Origin of the sequence: Atlantibacter sp. (assembly GCF_032062175.1) — a bacterium.
GTDB lineage: Bacteria > Pseudomonadota > Gammaproteobacteria > Enterobacterales > Enterobacteriaceae > Atlantibacter.
Map to the genome: position 1 here is coordinate 323,710 of NZ_DAMBQK010000002.1, position 19,405 is coordinate 343,114.

Below are 19,405 nucleotides of genomic sequence, written 5' to 3' on the forward strand. Positions count from 1 at the left end.
ACGCGACAGGTAATTATTCGATTAATTCGCCGACCAGCAGGTTCGCCAGGCCTCTGATGGTCTGATCCTGATAGAAAAGATCAACACGGATATCCACTTCAAATATGCCCGAGACAATCGAGACTACTTGTACCGCCAGCAGCGAGTTACCACCAAGTTCGGTAAAGTTGTCCAGCGCGCCGATGCCTGAAATACCCAGAATCGATTGCCATACTTTGGCAATCTCTTTTTCGATTTCGTTTTCCGGCGCGACATATTCCACGGACAGCGCCGGGCGGCCATGCGAATCGGCAATACTGGCTTCGATTTGTAAATTCTCTTCCTCTTCTTTTTCCGGGATCGCTTCAAAAATGAATTGATCCAAATCGGAGGTCACCACCACAAGCTGCGGGAATTGCAGGTGATTAAGCAGACGTTTTACCGCTTCCAGTCCTTCAAAATAAAGAATGTCTTTATTTTGTAAGTTCACTTTCACTTCCGCCATTTTGGTCATATTCCCGGCGTGGACCTGATTATTATCGGCAATTTTAATCAGCGTATAATTCTCAAGCGTTAATAGCCGTTTCCCTTGCGCCGAGAAAAAGACAATATTCATTACGATAGTATTGTCTTGCGGGTGATAAGGCTGACTGAGTTTAGCATGAACAAAACATTCGCTATCTAATGGTGCGTGGAAATCGATGTGCCCGTAGCTGATGGGCAGATAATACTCCTCCGTTATGCCTGACAGGCAGGCGATAGCCACCGAGTCGATCATGGACGGATGGAATGCGTAACGTTGTAAATCGCCAGTGAATGCCGGAGCTAATGCCTGACGAATAAACCATTCACTGTCATTTTTGCGTAGTTCCGCCGTGGTATTCCAGCGCGCGCTCAGCGCCAGGAAATCCTCACTGGTGCTCAGGGCGTAATCGCTGATAACGACCGGGCAACGCTTGCGGATCTCGTCCGGCAGCGCGTATTCCGTGTCCTGCGCTTTTAGCTCGCCAATCTGCCCGAAGGCGTGTTCCTGCCAGTTAAAGTCGAGAATGCCGCGGCTTTTCAGGCTGAACCGGTAGCCTTTGTCCTGTTGTGCGACCACCAGATTCATTTCACGTGGCCAGGCGTGATGGTAAAGCACTGGCGTACTCAGCATCAGATTTTTGACCTGTAGCCCTTCACCTGCTTTGAAGACGGCCAGATATTCATTCAGCAGGGAGAGAATAGTGGTGCCGACCAGGGTTGGCGTATTCAGTAAGCGGTGCTCGTCAATTACCCAGTCCTGGTTTACGGCCAGATTGACGCGAAACGCCTCTTCACCGGCTTTGCTGTCGATTTGCGTCAGCAGATCGCCGGTGATTTTCTCAAAGGCGTTGTTGCGGCTTTTCTCATTGAGCTGCTTATTCCAGCGTGCCGCCATTCCGATGTCACCCCACTGTCCCCAGTTAATCGACATGCTAAAGCCTGGGCGATGTTGATTACGGTAATGGGCGAACACGTCCATAAACGCGTTACCGGCACAGTAATCAATCCGCGCCGGATCGCCCACAATGGCGGTAATGGAGGAGAACAGCAGGAAGAATTCTGGCGCCCGGTCAGCCAGCAGTTCATCGATGATCAGAGTGCCGCGCACTTTGGGATCTAACACGTCAGCACAGTTGGTGCTGTTTTTGAGCGGGATGATGCCGCCGCCCGCCACACCCGCCGTGTGGAATACGCCGTCAATCCTGGAAAATTCCGCCAGTCCCGCCTTCATTCCGTCATAGTCGCACACGTCCACGTTCAGTAAATGCACGCGATTGCCGTGTTCTTCCAGACGCAAGATGCAGGCGAGTTTTTCACTGGTAGGGTCATCCACCGCGTGCTGCTGGAGCCAGTATTGCCACTCTTCGCGTGCCGGCAATGGCGAGCGGAAGGTGAGGATCAGCGTTGCATTGCTGCTCTGCGCCAGTTGCTCAGCCACCAGCATACCAAGCCCGCCTAAACCGCCGGTGATCAGATAGACGCCGTCATCACGGACAGACACGGGTTTCTGGCTTTCTTGCGAGACGAGCGGCACCTGTTGATATGCCTCTTCCCAGCGATGGAGCTGACGATAAGCCACCAGCTTGCCGTCGGTATCGATGTTACTTTCCTCGATCAGCAGGCGGGCAATATCTGCTGCTGGCGCATCCAGAGCCACATCTACCAGATGGCAACGTACTTCGTGATATTCATGGTAGAACACGCGGGCAGGGCCGGTGAGCAGGGCTTTATGCGGTGAACCGATAGGCTCGCCCGCCACGCTGAAGATATTATTAGTCACCAGCAGTAAGCGCAGGCCTGCTAACAAATTTTCGCCAATCAGCGCCTGTTGCAGATACATCGGGCTGTAGAAGGCGGCGCGGGTGAGTGGCTCGCAGACATCCATCAGACGCGTATCGTCGTTTTGTTCGCAGAGACTCCACAGATGCAGAACGCGGGATGGCGTGAGTTCGCGTGATTTCAGGCGACTGAACAATTCCACGTAGTGCGCACTGTTATCCGGATCAATAACGAACGCATCCTGATCCTCCTGGAATGCGTTGCCCTGTGCGACGGTGATCGCTGTAAAACCAGCCTCTCTTAACTGCATGAGCAGCGCATCCGCGACGCCATGATTATCGGTAAAAATCACCCAGCATTCCGTCGCTACGGAAGAGACCTTGCCGTTCATGTACTTCGCCGGAATGGTCTGGCGCCATGTGGGCATATAAAACCAGTTGCTGATGCTGGCCTGCTTTCTCTTACGCGCATTAAGCGATCGATTATCGAGTCCATTTAGCGCATCCACACTTATTAGCGGAAGACGGAATTCTTTACGTTCAAAAGGATAGCCCGGTAGCGGGAGACGCAGACGGCAATGGCCATCGTAGTAACCCGTCCAGTCAATCGCGACGCCGCAACACCACAACTGACCTAACGTGGACAGGCACTGTTCACCGGTCAACGCCACATCTTTCGCTGTAGGCAGGGAGGCGAAAATCGCCGGGTTTTCAGCGGTATTAATGTGCTGTTTCGCGGCAGACTCCAGCGAGCGGCCCGGGCCCACTTCAAGGAAAACAAACGAATGATGATCTTCCGCAATCAAAGTCTTGAACGCATGAGTGAACAGCACCGGCTGACGCACATGGTTAATCCAGTAATCCGGGTTCTGGGCCTGGCTGTCGGTGATCCAGTCGCCGGTCACAGTGGACACAAATGGGATGACGGGGGGGTTAAAGGTGATTTTCTCAATCACCTTGCGGAAATCGTTAAGCATCGGCTCCATCATGTACGAGTGGAACGCGTGCGAGGTGTCGAGGTGTTTGCAGAAAATCCCTTCGTCTTCCAGTTTGTTCTGGAAGGCTTCAATTTCAACCAAACCGCCTGCAATCACACACAATCCGGGATAGTTGGCGGCCGCAATCTCAAGCTGGCCTTCCGCTAATCGTGCGCGCAGCGTCTCCTCGTCCATCAGCACGGCAAGCATCGCACCCGCAGGTAGTTGCTGGACCAGTTTGCCGCGCATGGCGACGGCGGTAAGCGCATCTTTCAGAGACAACACGCCAGAGAGGCAGGCGGCTACGTATTCCCCCACACTATGGCCAATCATCATGTCGGGTTTTACGCCCCAGGACAGCCACAGTTGCGCCAGCGCATACTCCACCACAAACAGGGCTGGCTGGGTATACTGCGTCTCGTTGATCAGATCTTTATGGGCGCTATCGACGTCCTGGAAAATGATGTCGCGCAGGTTGCGTTCGAGGATATTCTCAAGATGAGCGCAGCAGCGATCCAGGGCCTGGCGGAAGGTTGGGTAGCTGTCATACAGCTCGCGTGCCATGTTGATGTACTGGTTGCCCTGGCCTGGGAACATAAACACCACTGATTTGGGTTTTTTGCCCGATTGCGGCGCAATCATCGTGGGCTGCGCGAGTTTACTGAGCAATGTCTCGCGATCGCGCGCAACCACAAATCCGCTGTGCGCCATATGCTGGCGTCCCACCTGAAGGGTGTACGCCACATCCGCCAGATTCAGTTCATCATGCTGTTGCAGGTGCAGTCTGAGGTTTTCACGCATCTTTTCCAGCGCGGAAGGAGTTTTCGCCGAGTAAGGAAACAGCAAGTGGCCGTCCGCCGCGCTGCTGACCGGAGCCTCAGGCGCTTCTTCCATAATCACGCAAGCATTAGTGCCGCCCACGCCGAAGGAGTTCACCAGTGCCCGCAGTGGCGCGCCGTTAGCGTCCAGCGGGTGCGTTTCGGTGTTCATGATGAACGGGCTGTGTTCAAAATCGATATTGGGGTTTGGCGTTTTGTAGTGCAGCGAAGCAGGCAACACGCGATTTTTCAGGGCCAGTGAGGCTTTGATTAGACTGGCAACCCCGGATGCGGCATCAGTGTGTCCGATATTCGTCTTGACTGATCCGAGAAGGCAGTACTGATTTTTCGCTGTGAACTCCTGGAACGTCTGGCTCAGGGAGCTGAACTCAATGGGATCACCGAGTGCCGTAGCGGTACCGTGCGCTTCCACAAAATTAATGGTAGCGGGATTGACCTCTGCGCGTTTCAGAGCTTCATTGGCAACGGCAATCTGGCCGGCGATACCCGGTGCGGTAAAGCCCGCTTTGGTATTGCCGTCATTATTAATCGCACCGCCTTTAATCACCGCGTAGATATGATCACCATCGCGTATTGCATCGCTCAGGCGTTTGAGTAACACCACGCCTACGCCACGGCTAAATACGGTGCCGTTGGCTCGGGAATCAAAGGCATAGCAATGGCCGTCGGCAGATTCCATGCCGCCCTGCATATAGAGGTAGCCACGACGCTCAGGCGTATCAATAGACACGCCGCCGGCAAGCACCATGTCGCTTTCACCGTTCAGGAGGCTGTTAACGCCCATGACAATCGCGACCATCGCGGTGGAGCAAGCGGTTTGTACGTCCACGCTGGGGCCTTTGAGGTTCAGCTTATAAGACACGCGCGTGGTGACATAATCTTTGTCGTTATTAGTCACCAGCGACGCGCCGCTTGCATATTTCTGAACCTCCTGGTTAGCGCCGGCCTGTTGCAGGTGCCAGGCTGTGCCGGTGCCGCCAAACACACTGACTTTTCCCGGATAGGTTGAAGGTACGTAGCCCGCATTTTCAAAAGCCAGCCAACTGCACTCCAGGAAGTTGCGGTGTTGGGGATCCATGATTTCCGCATCACGAGGCGTAATATCAAAGAAGCTGGCGTCAAAATGCTGTGCATCACCCAGGATCCCCCGGCGGCGAATATAGTTTGGCGCGCCGATAAGTTCTTCATCAACACCGGAGGCGCGTAGCTCTGCATCCGTAAAGGTAGTAATTGTTTCCAGACCATCGAGAAGATTACGCCAGTAGGTAGTGATATCTTCCGCGCCAGGGAAGCGACCCGCCATGCCAATGATGGCGATATCTTTATCACGAATGTTAGCGAGATTATTCATGAGCGGTGATCCCATTAGATTTATTTTCTGCTTGATCATTTTTGTTTCCTGCTGCGAACTTATGGCTTTTATCAGCCAGATAAGCGCTCAGTGTTTTAACAGTTGGATACTGAAAAAGATCCATAATCGAGACCGGAATTTCCAGATGCTTTTTAATTTCCCGGTGTACTTTTGACATTAGCAACGAGTTGCCGCCAGCATCAAAAAAATTTTCATGAACGGATAGGTTTTTATTATTGAGCACCTGTTCCCATATTTTGATAATTTCCGCTTCAATGCCTGATGAGGGAAGGACGATATTTTTTGTCATGCTTACTTGACCTTTTTTAAAAATATGATGTAGAGAAGGGCTATCCACTTTTCCATTGGGTAGCGTGGGGATAAAATCCTGTTCAATAAAATATGAAGGAATCATATAAAAAGGCAGGATGTTATAAAGATGCTCTTTTAATTGTTGCTCCTCGACAGTTTCATTTTCTTTAATGACATAAAATGCCACCATTTCCGGAATCCCCGAACGGACGTTATTTTCCAGAATGACAGCCGCATTCGCTAATTTGCTGTAATTTCGCAAAATGGCTTCTGTTTCATTTAATTCCACACGATGACCGCGCAATTTTACCTGGCTGTCGATGCGGCCGAGAAATTCCAGCACACCATCTTCCCGTGCCCGTACAATATCGCCGGTTTTATACATCAGGCCAGGCGCATCCGCTGCGAACAGCTCATTTACGAAACGACTACGGGTTTGTTCCGGGTCATTAATATAGCCCTGTGCCAGTGTATCGCCTGCCAGATAAAGCTCCCCTGAGGCGCCTGCCGGAAGCTGGTTACCCTGTTCATCCAGCACGTATGCTCTGACATGAGGAATAGGGGTGCCAATAGGCACAATGGTGTAATCCGCACCGGGCTGACACAACCAGTGGCAGGCAAAAATCGTGGCTTCTGTCGGGCCGTATAGGTTGTGAATTTGACCGGAAAACTGCGCTGCCAGATCGTCGACCAGTTTCTGGTCCAGCGCTTCGCCGCCAGAAAAAATATGCTGTAATTCATTACAGACTGCCAGCTTTTGCACTGCAACAAGGGCGCGCAGCGCCGTGGGAACAAATTGCGCCACGGTGACGCTGTGTTGCTGCATAAAATGGATAACCTGATTAGGATCATACTTCCTTTCATCGGAAATCAGTGCGCAGCTCGCCCCGGTAATCAGTGGCCAGAAAATTTCCCATACCGAGACATCAAAACTAAACGTGGACTGATTAAGCACCACATCGTGCTGCGTTAAACCAAACGCTTGTTGCATCCACCAAAGGTAATTCACTACCGTGCGGTGCCGCACCATGACGCCTTTCGGTTGACCGGTCGAACCTGAGGTATACATGACATAGCAGAGCGCATCATCATCCACCACAGGCAACGCTGTATCACTGACGGTATTCAGGTTCAGCGCGTTGATATTCAATTTTTTATCTTCATCGACCGCTATTTTAGAGGCTAATGACGGATCCGTAATAACAAAAGAGACGTCAGCATGGCGTGCGATATATAACAGTCGTTCCTGGGGGTACGAAGGATCAAGCGGAACATAACATGCACCCACCTTTAATATTCCCAGCAGACTGGTAATCAGTGAGATCCCTTTATTAAGATAAACCCCAATTTTGTCGCCAGGTTTGACGCCTTGTTTAAGAAAATAACCGGCCAGTGCGGTTGAGCGATTATCCAGTTCCTCATAACTGACTGATGACTGTTCGCTTCTCAGCGCGACGGCATGAGGCGTTTTTGTTTTCTGCGCTATAAATTGCGCATGAATTGTTTTTTCCGATTTCATAACCGGCTTCCTTTAGTATTATAAAGAATAATAATTGATGACTTTATTGAATGTGAAATCCTGACAGCAACGCAAGATACTCGTCAGATAATGTTTTTATATTATTTGCAGAGAAAACCTCTGGGTTATAATTAAAACACAACGTAAAACATTCAGCGTCCTGAATAAGCAAAGTCAAATCCAGTTTAGAATAGTGACTATATATTTCACTGACGCTTAACTGACAACCCTTGATAAGTCGCTTTTCGGGTAGTGTCGTTAAATAGTTAAAACCTACCGAAAAATGTAGCAACGGTTCATCAGATGAATGACGTAATGCATGCACGAGGTCCTGATAAGACAAATATTGGTTCTCCAGCAGGCCAAACAGATGTTTTTTGCAGCGCGCAAGGAAGTGTTTAAACGGCTCTTCGTCTTCGGTATCAATAAAGAAACTGGTCATATTAACGAAACAGCCCAGCGTCCCGGCATCCTCCTGCGAAACCCGATCGGTCGTTGGAATGCCTATCGGCTGATGACAATATGAAGTGTTCTGCAATACAAGACGGAATGCAGCAAGCAAGGTGATAAAGGGTGTGACATTATGGTGGTGCGAGAAGCGGCGCAGCCGCTCGCTCTGTTCATTTGTCAGAGTTACCAGTAAATTTTGGCCCTCTGTACAGGCAGATTGCATGACAGGTGAGGGTAATGCACCCTGACGGCGATATCCTGCCAGGGTTTGACGCCAGAATTCAGTCGCCTTCGCGTGCTGTTCCGGAGTGTTTAGCTGGCGTTGTTCATGACAATAATCGGCATACTCCCAGCCCGCGTTGATGCGATACTTCACATCACCTGCCAGGAATGCCTGATAATAACTGACAAACTGCCGGAAAAATGGCGCGATCGCGTCATGATCGAAAAGCGTGTGATGCACTCTGCCCAACAGGACATAATGATCCTTCGCGTGTTCAAGCAGCCAGAAATCCGTAAGCGGCAATTGTTCAAAATCTTCTGTGTCACGACAGGCAATCTCAAGCATCACGCTATCGCGCAATGGGCGCGCTTCAGGCAAAACCACTTTCAGCACAGGAATATTTAGTGTTGTGGGAGGGGTTATTCGGCCAGAAACCGGCTCGCTATCAAGATCAAACTGAGTACGTAGCACTGCGTTCTGCTCGAGAATACACGACACACTATGGTTAACAGCACTTTTATTAATGTTGCCCTGAATATCGATGGCGAAATAAATTTGGTAAAGCCACGGATTTTCATTCATCAATTCCAGAGTAAGGAAATAGCGTTGCCGGGAAGACAACATTCCTTCGTCTGCATCCTTAACCTCATTACCGACAAGTTCATTATTGCTGTAATAAGGAACGACGCCTGCCAGCATTCGCGGCGTGGGATTGCCAAAAAAACAGTCGAAATCAATTTCTGAATAGAACTGATGACGAATACGATGGCGAACCTGCATGATTTGTAAAGAATTGCCGCCCAACTCGAAGAAATTATCATTCGCGCCCAGGTTGATGATACCCAGCACATCCTGCCAGATATCTATCATCTCCTGCTCAAGTTCATTTGCCGCCGTCGCATACGGTACGGTGAGTGCAGGGCGCAGTGGAGACGGTTTCGGCAAACGGTGAACGTCGAGTTTGCCATTCGGCAATTTAGGTATCGCATCCAGATAAATAAAGCAGGCGGGGATCATCACTGCTGGCAATTTTGCAGCAACGAAACGGCGCAACTCCGTTTGTGGGATCCGTGCTTGCGCCGTGACCAGGTAAGCAATAATCCTGGGCATGCCCAGACTTTCATCGCAGCGAACAATAGCTTTCGCAATCCCTGGGTGAGAAATCAATGTTTGTTCAATTTCTTCTGCGGCTATGCGAACGCCATTGAGCTTAAATTGTTGATCGCGACGGCCCAAATAAAGTACGTCATTATTACTGAGCGTTTTGCCTAAGTCACCCGTGCGGTGCACTCGCCAGGTGCGACCCTGGCGTTCGAGTTGATAAAATCGCTCAGCAGTCAACGCTTCGCGATTGATATATCCCCGGGAGACGCCATCGCCCAGAATACAAATCTCACCCACTTCGCCCGGTGCAACTTCCTGACATTGCTCATCAACAATCAGTAATTCGCTGCCGCGTAAAGCTTTGCCAATAGTGACGGTATTTTCCGCTTGCAGCTGACAGAATGAGCCATTAGCAGTGGCTTCTGTTGGACCGTACAAATTAAATAAAAGAATATCCGGGACTTCGCAGAATGTACGATTTTTAAGATTGTTCGATACCGGTTCACCTGATAAAAACAAGGTCTTTGGTAGCGAAAGCGAACTGGCATCAGTTTGCTTCTGTACATAATTTAGCAACTCTTCCCAGATTGTTGGGACGCAGTAAAGGGCGCCATCCGGATATTGCTTATACCAGTCTAATAATAACGGATACTGTTGCAGAACGTTTTTTGGAAGAATATGTAATGTATCACCCCGTAATAATGGCGCATACAATTGCGTGACGGCTGCTGCAAAGCTCAACGAGGCTGTTAAGGGTAATCTGGCACGGGTTACTGGCCATAAATCTTCATTAAACCAGGAGAGATAGTAATCCATATTGGCATGCTCAATCAGTACGCCTTTCGGCACGCCGGTGGAGCCAGAGGTATAAAGAATATAGGCAAGGTCTTCGCCAGCCACATCGGGCAGTGTACAGACAGGTGGGTTTTCCGACAAAGCCAGTAAATCCTCCAGAAATACAACGGGCGTACCCATATATTTCAGTGCATTAAACTGGTTGCTTTCTCTGGACGTGATGACCAGGAAAGATGAGGAATCCTCAACAATGGTTGCTATCCTCTCTGGAGGATGAAAGTCTGAAAGGGGAACATAGGTAAATCCCGCTTTCATGATCGCCAGCAACACCGCGGGTAAATGAAGGCATGGTTCCAGGTAAACTGCGATTACACCGTGGCGATTTCCTTGTCCAAACGCATTAAATAAGTACTGTGCGATTTGCGTTGAAGTTTTTTTAAGTTGCCCGTAAGACTGAGTCTGTTGCTCAAACATTACGGCGATCGAGTCATATTTTTCCGCTGCAATTCTCTCTATCTTATTAAAGACAGGGTGTAATGAATTTTTCATTTTCCAACCTCTATCGCACTTAAAGGAATATATCTAAAACCATTTCTGAATAAAAACTCAATTCTTAAAAAGCATATTTACCAATGCCGTTGTGAAAGAAGTGTAATTGAGGTGTTTAAATTTTTTTTAAACCATCCGTCAACAAAATTCTAATAGTCGCGGTATGAAATTAAATATCAAAGGCAACGGATGACAATAATTTACAAGAAAAAACTATGTGTAATTATTTGCACTGGTAAAATCACTTACAAATAGCAATAAATATGAAGCCGGGCTGGCGATTAATATTATTTTTATGGGTAAATTATTTCTGACTGAAACAGGAGGAGGAGGTTGTTTATTAGCTTTTTTCATTTGCGCCTGATAAAAGACACAAGACTTTACAGATCTCAGTAAAGAAACTGAGAAGTTCGATGCGCGTTTTAACCTTTGTTGAACTTCATCCAGGTAGGATGGGGAAAGTAAAAGGCTGAGCTCTGGTTATCTTTTTGAAATTAAATATCTTTATTTCTGGGCGGATGGCAAAAATGGATAAATATAATGGATTCTGTAGCAAAGCAAAAAAAAACGTAAGAATAGAAAGAGATGACATGACCGACGTAAAGCATTCAACATCAGATTTCATGGCCAGCAAATTGCAAATTCTCATCCCGTCGTTTTCAGGGGTGTGCTACCAGAGTAATTTTTATGTGGAAAGCTATACAGACGCTTTAGCCTGCACATTGCTCGCTACCGAACTGAAACCAGAGATTACTCACGCAGTAATTAAAAGAAGGGCGGAATTTGTTGCCGGGCGCAGTCTGGCCAGGCACGCGTTGCAACAACTTGGCGCGGATGACAGTGTCGTTGATATTGACAAGCACCGAGCGCCGGTCTGGCCGGCAGGATTTGTCGGCTCAATCAGTCATACTGATACTCTGGCGGTCTGCGCGGTTGCTCGATGCCAGGACATAGAAAGGCTCGGTGTGGATATCGAAGAATACATCGCTGATGAGATGGCTTATTTTGTCTTCGCAAGTGTAGTAACAGAGGCGGAACGCGTGCTGTTTGACCAATACCCCCTATATCGGCATGCTTTACTTACAGTGATCTTTTCAGCCAAAGAGAGTCTCTTTAAAGCGCTGTTTCCTGTGGTGGGGCATTACTTTGGGTTTGAAGTGGCGAGGCTTAAAGAAATTAACTTTTCTGCGGGCACCCTCGTGATGGAACTGACAACGGATCTTATGCCAGAACTGGCTGTGGGACGCTGCTTTAACGGCCAGTTTCGTCTTCATGACAGCTATGTATTTACCATGATAATGGAACGAGCTGGCGCGTATTAGAGTCTGATAGAAAATGTACCGACGCTTTCTTGCAAAGGGTAGAGTGTTGGTCCCGGGAACGCGTTCTGGCATAAAGTAATGCGATCGGGACCAAATCTTGGAGCAGGGAGCGCGTGATGGCCATCAAGGGAGTAAGGCTACGTAACGTTATATGCAATTTAACATAATATACATTATGCGCACCAATAGAGAATCCCATGAAATCTGCCGTATCGTGGCGATGATTATTCTGCTCAATCAACGCACCGGCTAATTCTTCTTTCCGGATAAGCTTTCCATAAATCGTTAGTTCACGCCGCCAGGCACACACAGGATGATTGATGAGATCGAATAACAAAGGAATTCATCATCATGCACCTGTACGGCACCGAGCAGTTGATTAACTGGCGACGGGAACTGCACCAGAACCCGGAACTTTCAAACCAGGAGTTTGCCACCACAGAACGTATTACCCGCTGGCTCCAGCAAGGCGATATCCGGCTACTTCCCCTAAAGCTCAAAACCGGCGTAGTGGCAGAAATTGGCCAGGGCGAGCCGCTCATTGCGCTGCGCGCCGACATCGACGCCCTGCCGATTGACGAAAAAACTCAGCGTCCCTGGGCATCGCAGACGCCTGGCGTGATGCATGCCTGCGGCCATGACGTCCATACCACCGTGATGCTCGGCGTGGCGCATCGCCTGAAACAACAGGAATCGCGGCTGCCTGGCCGGGTGCGGATTCTGTTCCAGCCCGCTGAAGAAACCTTTAACGGCGCACAGCAGTTAATTGATGCCGGCGCGCTGGATGGCGTTCAGGCAATTTTTGGCATGCACAATACCCCGGATCTGCCTCTGGGCGAATTCCGCACCTGCGGCGGCGCGCTGTATGCCAACGTCGACCGCTTTGTGATTCGCATTCAGGGTAAAGGTGCACACGCCGCACGACCACATGATGGCGTGGATACCATCGTGATCGGCAGCCAGATTGTCACTGCGCTGCAAACCCTGCCTGCGCGCATGTTCAGTTCGCTGGAATCGGTCATCGTCAGCGTTACGCGCTTCACCGCGGGGAATACCTGGAACGTACTGCCACACACCATCGAACTGGAAGGCACAGTACGCACCCATGACGCCGCCATTCGTGAAGCCGTTCCGCAGAAGATCCGCACATTGATTCAGGGCATCGCCTCAGGCTACGGGGCCAGCGCCGATCTGGAATGGATTGCCGGGCCGCCTGCGCTGATCAATACCCCGCAATGGGCCGATTTTTCCCTGGAACTGGCGCAACGCAATGGCTATCGCACTGCCCTCGCCTCACCGCAAATGGGCGGCGAAGATTTTGCTTTTTACTTGCACCACGTACCGGGCGTTTTTATCAATGTGGGCAGCGCCAGCGACGCGGGTCTGCACCATCCAGCGTTCGATCCTGATGAAAGCCTTATCGAACCGGCAGTCAACTATTTTACCCAACTCGCTCCCCGCGCCCTTAATGCCGTGGCGGGCCTTTGAGAAAAAGGAATCATGCAATGACGTTTCCCGTTCCCGTGCTCGACCATGTGGTGATCAATGTCGCCAACCAGCTTGAGGAAGCCAGCACGCTTTACCGTCGGCTGGGCTTTCAGCTTTCTGAGCGTGGTCATCACACCCTCGGCTCCAGCAACCATCTGGCAATCTTTGAGGAGAACTACCTGGAGTTACTCGGTTTTGAACCTGGCCGTGGCGATAAGCGCAAAGATCTCTGGGAAGCCCCGCTCGGTCTGACCGGCCTGGTGTGGAAAACCCAGAGCGCTGATGATGAATTTAGCCATCTTGAACAACAAGGGCTGGATGGCGAACCGCCCGCCTCGTTCCATCGCCCGGTCCGTCTGCCGGATGGTCATGAAACCGAAGCGCGATTTAGAACGGTGCGCCTGCGCCCGTCGCTGATCCCTAATGGCCGCAGCTTTTTCTGCCAACATCAAACGCCAGACGCCGTCTGGCAACCCGCCTGGCAAGTGCATCCAAACGGGGTGAAAAACATCAGTGAATTTGTGATTGTCGCGCAGGACCCGGCGGGATCGGCGCTGGTCTACAGCCGTTTATTTGGTGAAGAGCGTTTCCAGGCCTCCCATGACGGCGCGCTGGTTCTCAAAGCCGGTAAAGCCACGGTGCGTATCGCCTCTGAAGCTTATGCCCGCCGTCGTTTCGGCGCGCTGCCGGAAGATTATGACGGAACGCCGCGTATGGCGGGCCTGAGTTTTCTGACAGGCAGTCTGGCTCAGGTGAAAACCAGTTTGCAGCACGGCGATATCACCTTTAGCGAGGAGCCAGAGGCGATCGTTGTTGAGCCTGACCGCGCGTTTAACCTGGCGTTGCGATTCCATCTCTGACAAAAAAGGCGGGATATCTCTCCCGCCTTCTGTTTTATGCCTCCCAGCGCTGTTCCTGTTCCAGCGTACTCGCCAGTTGGCGCAGCGACTGGCGGTCCACTTTATTGGTCGCCGCCCAGGGCAGTTCTGGCAGAAACGCGATGCGTCGTGGATGCTGATACGCCGGGCCGTGCGCCAGGGTATGCTGTTTCAGCGCCTCCCGGGTGACATTCTCCCCTTCCTGCAATACCACAAACGCTACCGGCACCTGGCTGCGCTCCTCATCCGGTAGCGGAACCACGCTCGCCTGACGGACCGCGGGATGGGACTCAAGCAGCTTTTCTACTTCGCCAGGGTAGATATTTTCCCCGGAGCAAACAAACATGTCGTCGGCGCGGCCAATAAAGAAGTAAAAGCCGTTCTCATCCCGACGCATGACATCGCCGCTGTAGTACCAGCCATCCTGCAACACCTGGGCGCTTTTCTCCGGCAAGCGGTGATAGCCGGGCGTCACCGCCGGGTTGCGCATCATCAGTACGCCTTCATTACCATTATGACCGTCAGCGAATTTTAGTTCGCCCGCCGCAAGCGGATACCCCAGCGACAGCGGCGGCGTGGGCAATCCACCCGGATGCGGACCAAACACCGCCGGCCCCGCCTCGGTGGTGCCGTAACCGTGGGTGATTTCCACGCCGGGAAACGCGGCGTTGATCCGGTTAAGCAAGCCGAGGGTGATCGGCGCTGAGCCCAGCATCACCTTACGTAACGCGCTGAAGTTATAGCGATCAATCTCCGGGTCGCGCAGCAGGCGGGCAAACATGGTCGGTACGGCGGTGACAATATTGATGCGGTAATGAGACAGCGCGTGGAGATAGCTCTCAATACTGAACGACGGCAGCACGACCAGCAGACCGTTGGTCGCAAAGACCCGTTTCGCCAGGAACAGGCCATTCATATGGAACAGCGGTTGGGCGACGATATAGCGCGACTGGGCGTCATCCGGCTCTACGCCGCCGCGCGTCACATCCAGCGCCCAGTACTGACCATAATGTGTCAGCGGCACGCCTTTCGGTCGCCCGGTACTGCCCGAGGTATACAGCATCATCGCCAGTTCATCTTTTTCCGGGATGACGGCGTTAAAAACCTGCGGGGTAACGATCTCACTGAAGTCGCTATCAAAATCCACCACCGCCACCCTGTCCTTCAGCAGTTCGGCGCGTGCTCCATCGGCAAAGACCAGAGCGATTGCGGCGTCTTCAATAAAATAGTGCAGCGTCTCCTGCGGCACTTTGATGTTAAGCGGCACCGCCACCAGGCCCGCGCGCATAATGCCAAAATACGCCGCCAGATATTCCGCGCGGTTCAGCGCAGCAATCCCGATGGCGCTGCCGCGCGCGTAGCCGCGTTGCTGGAGGTACTGCGCCACGCCGCCAGCCAGCTCGTCTATCTGCTGATGGGTATAGTCGCGCGGGTGTTCCGGGTCGCGCAGGTCAATAATCGCCAGCCGTGACTGGGGTAAAGCGCGATCGGTCAGATCGCCCAGGTTACGCAGTGTTTGACTCATGAATGTGCTCCGACGTCAGCTCAGATGAAAATGACAGGCCACCTGTCGCTCAGAAGTTAAGGATTGCAGGGGCGGCCGCTGCTGTTGGCACAGCGGCTGCGCATAAGGACAACGGGTATGGAAGGCGCAGCCGGACGGCGGCGAAAGCGGGCTGGGCAGTTCGCCTTCCAGCAGGCTTTCTCCGCGCGGATGGCGCGGGTCGGCAACCGGCGCGGCGGCTAACAGCGCCTGGGTATAGGGGTGCGCGGGCGCGGCCCAGATTTGCTCCGTCGGGCCACTCTCGACCACCCGGCCCAGGTACATCACCATCACACGGTGCGCGATGTACTCCACCACCGACAGATCGTGGGAAATAAACAGGTACGCGACGTGGGACTGCTGCTGGATATCGCGCATCAGGTTGATTACCTGCGCGCGTACCGACACGTCCAGCGCCGAAACCGGTTCGTCGCAGATTACGATGCCTGGCTCCAGCGCCAGCGCACGGGCGATGCCAATCCGCTGGCGCTGGCCGCCGGAAAACTCGTGAGGAAAGCGCGACGCCGCCGAAGCGGGGAGCCCTACCACTTCCAGCAATTCGGCGATCCGCGCCTGAATGGCGTCACGCGACCACCCCGCCACTTCAAGCGGTCGGGCAATAGAAATCCCGACGCGCTGGCGCGGATTCAGCGAGCCTTGCGGGTCCTGAAACATCATCTGCACATGCCGGCGAAAAGGCAGCAGTTGACGGCCCTGACGCGACAATACGTCGTCGCCGTTGAGCCGCAGTCGCCCTTGCGCCGGGATCAGCCGCATCAGGGCTTTACCCAGCGTCGACTTGCCGCAGCCGGATTCCCCCACCAGGCCGACGGTCTCCCCGGCGCGCAGTTGCAGATCGACCTCTGACACCGCGTGCACCCATCCTCCTTTGACCGGATAACGGACCGATAAACCTTCAGCTTCAAGAAGTGTGTTCATGGTATTCCTCTGCATAATGTTGCGGCGCGGTAATCAGGCACGCCGCGCGATGTTCCGGGCCGAGGGCGTTAAGACGCGGCACCCGTTCGCTACAGGCCTCGCAGGCCAGCGGACAGCGGTTGCGAAACGCGCAGCCTGACGGCAGCGCGGAGAGCGGCGGCACCCGGCCCGGAATGGCGTAAAGCCGCTCGCCGGGCTGACCACTTTTCGGCGTTGAACGCAGCAGGCCCTGGGTATAGGGGTGACCGGGCTGTTCAAACAGCGCCATTACATCCGCCTGTTCAACGATACGCCCGGCATACATCACGGCGACGCGCTGCGCCATGGCGGCCACGACCCCGAGATCGTGAGTAATCAGCAGCAGCGACATCCCTGATTCCCGCTGGATGTCGCGCAGCAGTTGCAGGATTTGTGCCTGAATGGTGACGTCCAGCGCGGTGGTTGGCTCATCGGCTATCAATATCCGCGGCTGGCAGGCAATCGCCATCGCGATCATCACCCGCTGAGACATACCGCCGGAAAGTTGATGGGGATAATCGCCCATCCGTCGCGCCGCATCGGGGATTTTTACCCGCTCCAGCAGCGCCACCGCCCGTGCAAAAGCCTCATGACGTTTAAACCCCAGATGCAGCCGCAGCACTTCCATTAGCTGATCGCCAATGGTTTTCACCGGGTTCAATGCGCTCATCGCATCCTGGAAAATCATGGCGATATCCCTTCCCCGCACCTGCTGGTACTGGCGGTTACTGAGCAGCATGAGGTCGCGGCCTGCGAACAGGATTTGCCCCTGGGAAATGCGCGGCGACCGGGTATTCAGCAGGCCCATCATTGCCAGTGCGGTCATGGATTTACCACAGCCTGACTCGCCAACCAGCGCCAGGGTTTCTCCGGCGTGCAGGTCAAATGACACCTGGTTCAGCGCGGTCACATCTTTGCCGCCGCTACGCAGCGTTACGCTAAGGTTATTTACTGACAGTAGCGCCATTATTCTCGCTCCCTGAGTTTCGGGTTGAGGGCATCGTTAAGCCCGTCGCCCACCAGGTTCAGCGCCAGTACCGCCAGCATGATCGCCACGCCGGGCACCGCGCAGATATACCAGGAGGAACGGATCAGCGTACGCCCTTCCCCAACCAGCCGTCCCCAGCTGGCGAGATTCGGGTCGCCGAGCCCGAGAAACGACACCACCGATTCGTACAGGATGGCACCGGCAATCACCAGCGACGCCATGACGATCACCGGCGGCAGTACATTGGGCAGGATCTCTTTCAGCACGATTTGGTGGTCCGCCATGCCGCTGGCCCGGCAAGCCAGTACGAACTCGCGGTCGCGCCAGGAGAGGAATTCCGCGCGGGTTAAGCGGGCGATGGGCTGCCAGGAGATCAGCGCCACGGCAATAATAATATTGCCCATATGCGGCCCCAGCACCGACACCACCGTCAGCACAAACACCACGTTGGGGATCACCTGGAACAGCTCCGCGATACGCATCAGGGTTTCATCCACCCAGCCGCCAAACCAGGCAGCGGCGGCCCCGACGCTGACGCCAATCAGCGTAGCGGCCAGGCTGGCGGCCAGGCCAATCATCAACGTCGCCCGCGCGCCGTGAACGATCAGCGCGGCAATGTCGCGCCCTAAGGAATCGGTGCCCAGCGGATAGCGCCAGTCGGTAAATGGCCAGATTTCCGGCATTGCAACGATACGCAGCGGGTCTTTGGGATAGACAATCCCGGCGCTTAACGCCATCACCACCATTACCGCCACAATAAGCGCGCCGCACACCGCGCCGGGATGGCGCAAAAACTGCCGCAGCCAGTGCGGTAACTCAATGCGCAGGGTACGCCGCAGACTTGCCAGATTTTCACTCATCGGTTGCTCCTGACACGCGGGTCCAGGCGTGAGTAAGTGACGTCGACAATGATATTAATCACGATAACCAGTAACGCACTGAGCACCAGAATGCCGAGGATCAGCGGATAGTTACGGCTCATGACGCTATCAAGCAGCACCTGCCCGAGACCGGGCCAGCTAAACACCGCTTCGATGACTATACTGCCGCCCAGCACGGTGCCGAGCTGCAATCCCAGCAGCGTCACCACCGGCAGCAGCGCGTTGCGCAAGGTATGGTGAATAACCACGGCGGCGCGGTTTAACCCTTTGGCCTGCGCGGTCCGCACGTAGTCCATTTGCGCGACTTCCAGCATCGACGCGCGCATCACGCGAGCGTAAGTCGCGGCATAAAACAGGCCAAGGGTAATCGCTGGCAGAACCAGATGATGGAGAATATCCACCGCCTGGCCCCAGGGTGACAACGTCACGCCGATGGACGCCATCCCTCCCACCGGGAACCACCCCAACTTCACCGAAAACAGGATAATCAGCATGATGCCGAGCCAGAAACTGGGTGCCGCAAAGCAAATCACCGCAAGCGTTGAGATCACTGTATCCCAGACGCTGTTAACACGGATCGCCGCCAGCACCCCGGCACCCACGCCGACCAGCACCGCCAGTGCAATGCTCGCCAGCATCAGGATCAGGGTGGCCGGGAGATGGGCCATAATCACGTCAAACACCGGCATGTTCTGGCGGAAGGAAAACCCTAAATCGAGCTGGCAGACCGACCACAGATAATTGAGCAACTGGGTCAGTACCGGCTGGTCGAGACCATACAGATGCCGCAGCCGCGCAATCATTTGCGGATCGGTGACCTGCTGCTCCGCCGTCATCACGTCCAGCAAGCTCCCTGGCACCAGATTCATCAGCGCGAAGTTAATCACAATCACGCCGAACAGCAGCGGAATGCCCTGGAGCACGCGCCGCAGGATCAGTCTCAGCAT

The 19,405-nt window shown here is 53.3% G+C and carries 11 protein-coding genes; 3 read left to right on the forward strand and 8 right to left on the reverse strand.

What is annotated here, in order from left to right; all coding sequences use genetic code 11:
• Positions 1 to 13: 13 nt before the first annotated feature.
• The 3 genes from RT120_RS03770 to RT120_RS03780 are packed head-to-tail and all read right to left on the reverse strand — an operon-like array spanning position 14 to position 10,401.
• Positions 14 to 5,449 carry a polyketide synthase gene (locus RT120_RS03770; RefSeq protein WP_312979557.1) on the reverse strand — a complete coding sequence of 1,812 codons (5,436 nt, stop codon included), beginning with the start codon at positions 5,447 to 5,449 and terminating at the stop codon, positions 14 to 16.
• The gene (locus tag RT120_RS03775) at positions 5,442 to 7,280 is read right to left on the reverse strand and encodes a non-ribosomal peptide synthetase (protein ID WP_312979560.1); all 1,839 of its coding nucleotides are present in this window, start codon (positions 7,278 to 7,280) and stop codon (positions 5,442 to 5,444) included. Before RT120_RS03775 ends, RT120_RS03770 begins: the two co-directional genes overlap by 8 nt.
• A gap of 43 nt (positions 7,281 to 7,323) precedes the next feature.
• Positions 7,324 to 10,401 carry an AMP-binding protein gene (locus RT120_RS03780; protein WP_312979563.1) on the reverse strand — a complete coding sequence of 1,026 codons (3,078 nt, stop codon included), beginning with the start codon at positions 10,399 to 10,401 and terminating at the stop codon, positions 7,324 to 7,326.
• Between the two features lie 488 nt (positions 10,402 to 10,889).
• Here RT120_RS03780 and RT120_RS03785 point away from each other — a divergent pair, with 488 nt between their 5' ends.
• From RT120_RS03785 to RT120_RS03795, 3 genes are all read left to right on the forward strand, one after another.
• Positions 10,890 to 11,723: a 4'-phosphopantetheinyl transferase superfamily protein gene (locus RT120_RS03785; protein WP_312979565.1), complete on the forward strand. Its 834-nt coding sequence runs from the start codon at positions 10,890 to 10,892 to the stop codon at positions 11,721 to 11,723.
• A gap of 351 nt (positions 11,724 to 12,074) precedes the next feature.
• Positions 12,075 to 13,211 (forward strand): amidohydrolase, encoded by a 1,137-nt coding sequence (locus RT120_RS03790; protein WP_312979567.1) that lies wholly within the window; start codon positions 12,075 to 12,077, stop codon positions 13,209 to 13,211.
• Between the two features lie 17 nt (positions 13,212 to 13,228).
• Positions 13,229 to 14,071 (forward strand): VOC family protein, encoded by an 843-nt coding sequence (locus RT120_RS03795; RefSeq protein ID WP_312979570.1) that lies wholly within the window; start codon positions 13,229 to 13,231, stop codon positions 14,069 to 14,071.
• Positions 14,072 to 14,105: 34 nt separating this feature from the next.
• Here RT120_RS03795 and RT120_RS03800 read toward each other — a convergent pair whose 3' ends face one another.
• From RT120_RS03800 to RT120_RS03820, 5 genes are read right to left on the reverse strand one after another with little or no spacing between them, the layout of a single operon-like run.
• Positions 14,106 to 15,614 carry a class I adenylate-forming enzyme family protein gene (locus RT120_RS03800; protein ID WP_312979573.1) on the reverse strand — a complete coding sequence of 503 codons (1,509 nt, stop codon included), beginning with the start codon at positions 15,612 to 15,614 and terminating at the stop codon, positions 14,106 to 14,108.
• Positions 15,615 to 15,629: 15 nt separating this feature from the next.
• The gene (locus RT120_RS03805; protein WP_312979575.1) at positions 15,630 to 16,571 is read right to left on the reverse strand and encodes an oligopeptide/dipeptide ABC transporter ATP-binding protein; all 942 of its coding nucleotides are present in this window, start codon (positions 16,569 to 16,571) and stop codon (positions 15,630 to 15,632) included.
• Positions 16,555 to 17,556 (reverse strand): ABC transporter ATP-binding protein, encoded by a 1,002-nt coding sequence (locus RT120_RS03810; RefSeq protein ID WP_312979578.1) that lies wholly within the window; start codon positions 17,554 to 17,556, stop codon positions 16,555 to 16,557. The genes RT120_RS03805 and RT120_RS03810 overlap by 17 nt, the downstream gene beginning before the upstream one ends.
• Entirely contained in the window at positions 17,556 to 18,437 is an 882-nt protein-coding gene (locus RT120_RS03815) for an ABC transporter permease (protein WP_312979581.1), read from the reverse strand. Before RT120_RS03815 ends, RT120_RS03810 begins: the two co-directional genes overlap by 1 nt.
• A complete protein-coding gene (locus RT120_RS03820) occupies positions 18,434 to 19,405 on the reverse strand; it encodes an ABC transporter permease (RefSeq protein WP_312979584.1) in 972 nt (323 codons plus the stop codon). The genes RT120_RS03815 and RT120_RS03820 overlap by 4 nt, the downstream gene beginning before the upstream one ends.

Excerpts from the sequence above, each read along its gene's own strand:
- RT120_RS03770 (WP_312979557.1), bottom strand. The coding sequence starts at position 5,449 with ATGAATAATCTCGCTAACATTCGTGATAAAGATATCGCCATCATTGGC.
- RT120_RS03775 (WP_312979560.1), bottom strand. The coding sequence starts at position 7,280 with ATGAAATCGGAAAAAACAATTCATGCGCAATTTATAGCGCAGAAAACA.
- RT120_RS03780 (WP_312979563.1), bottom strand. The coding sequence starts at position 10,401 with ATGAAAAATTCATTACACCCTGTCTTTAATAAGATAGAGAGAATTGCA.
- RT120_RS03790 (WP_312979567.1), top strand. The coding sequence starts at position 12,075 with ATGCACCTGTACGGCACCGAGCAGTTGATTAACTGGCGACGGGAACTG.
- RT120_RS03795 (WP_312979570.1), top strand. The coding sequence starts at position 13,229 with ATGACGTTTCCCGTTCCCGTGCTCGACCATGTGGTGATCAATGTCGCC.
- RT120_RS03800 (WP_312979573.1), bottom strand. The coding sequence starts at position 15,614 with ATGAGTCAAACACTGCGTAACCTGGGCGATCTGACCGATCGCGCTTTA.
- RT120_RS03805 (WP_312979575.1), bottom strand. The coding sequence starts at position 16,571 with ATGAACACACTTCTTGAAGCTGAAGGTTTATCGGTCCGTTATCCGGTC.
- RT120_RS03810 (WP_312979578.1), bottom strand. The coding sequence starts at position 17,556 with ATGGCGCTACTGTCAGTAAATAACCTTAGCGTAACGCTGCGTAGCGGC.
- RT120_RS03815 (WP_312979581.1), bottom strand. The coding sequence starts at position 18,437 with ATGAGTGAAAATCTGGCAAGTCTGCGGCGTACCCTGCGCATTGAGTTA.
- RT120_RS03820 (WP_312979584.1), bottom strand. The coding sequence starts at position 19,405 with ATGCTGAGACTGATCCTGCGGCGCGTGCTCCAGGGCATTCCGCTGCTG.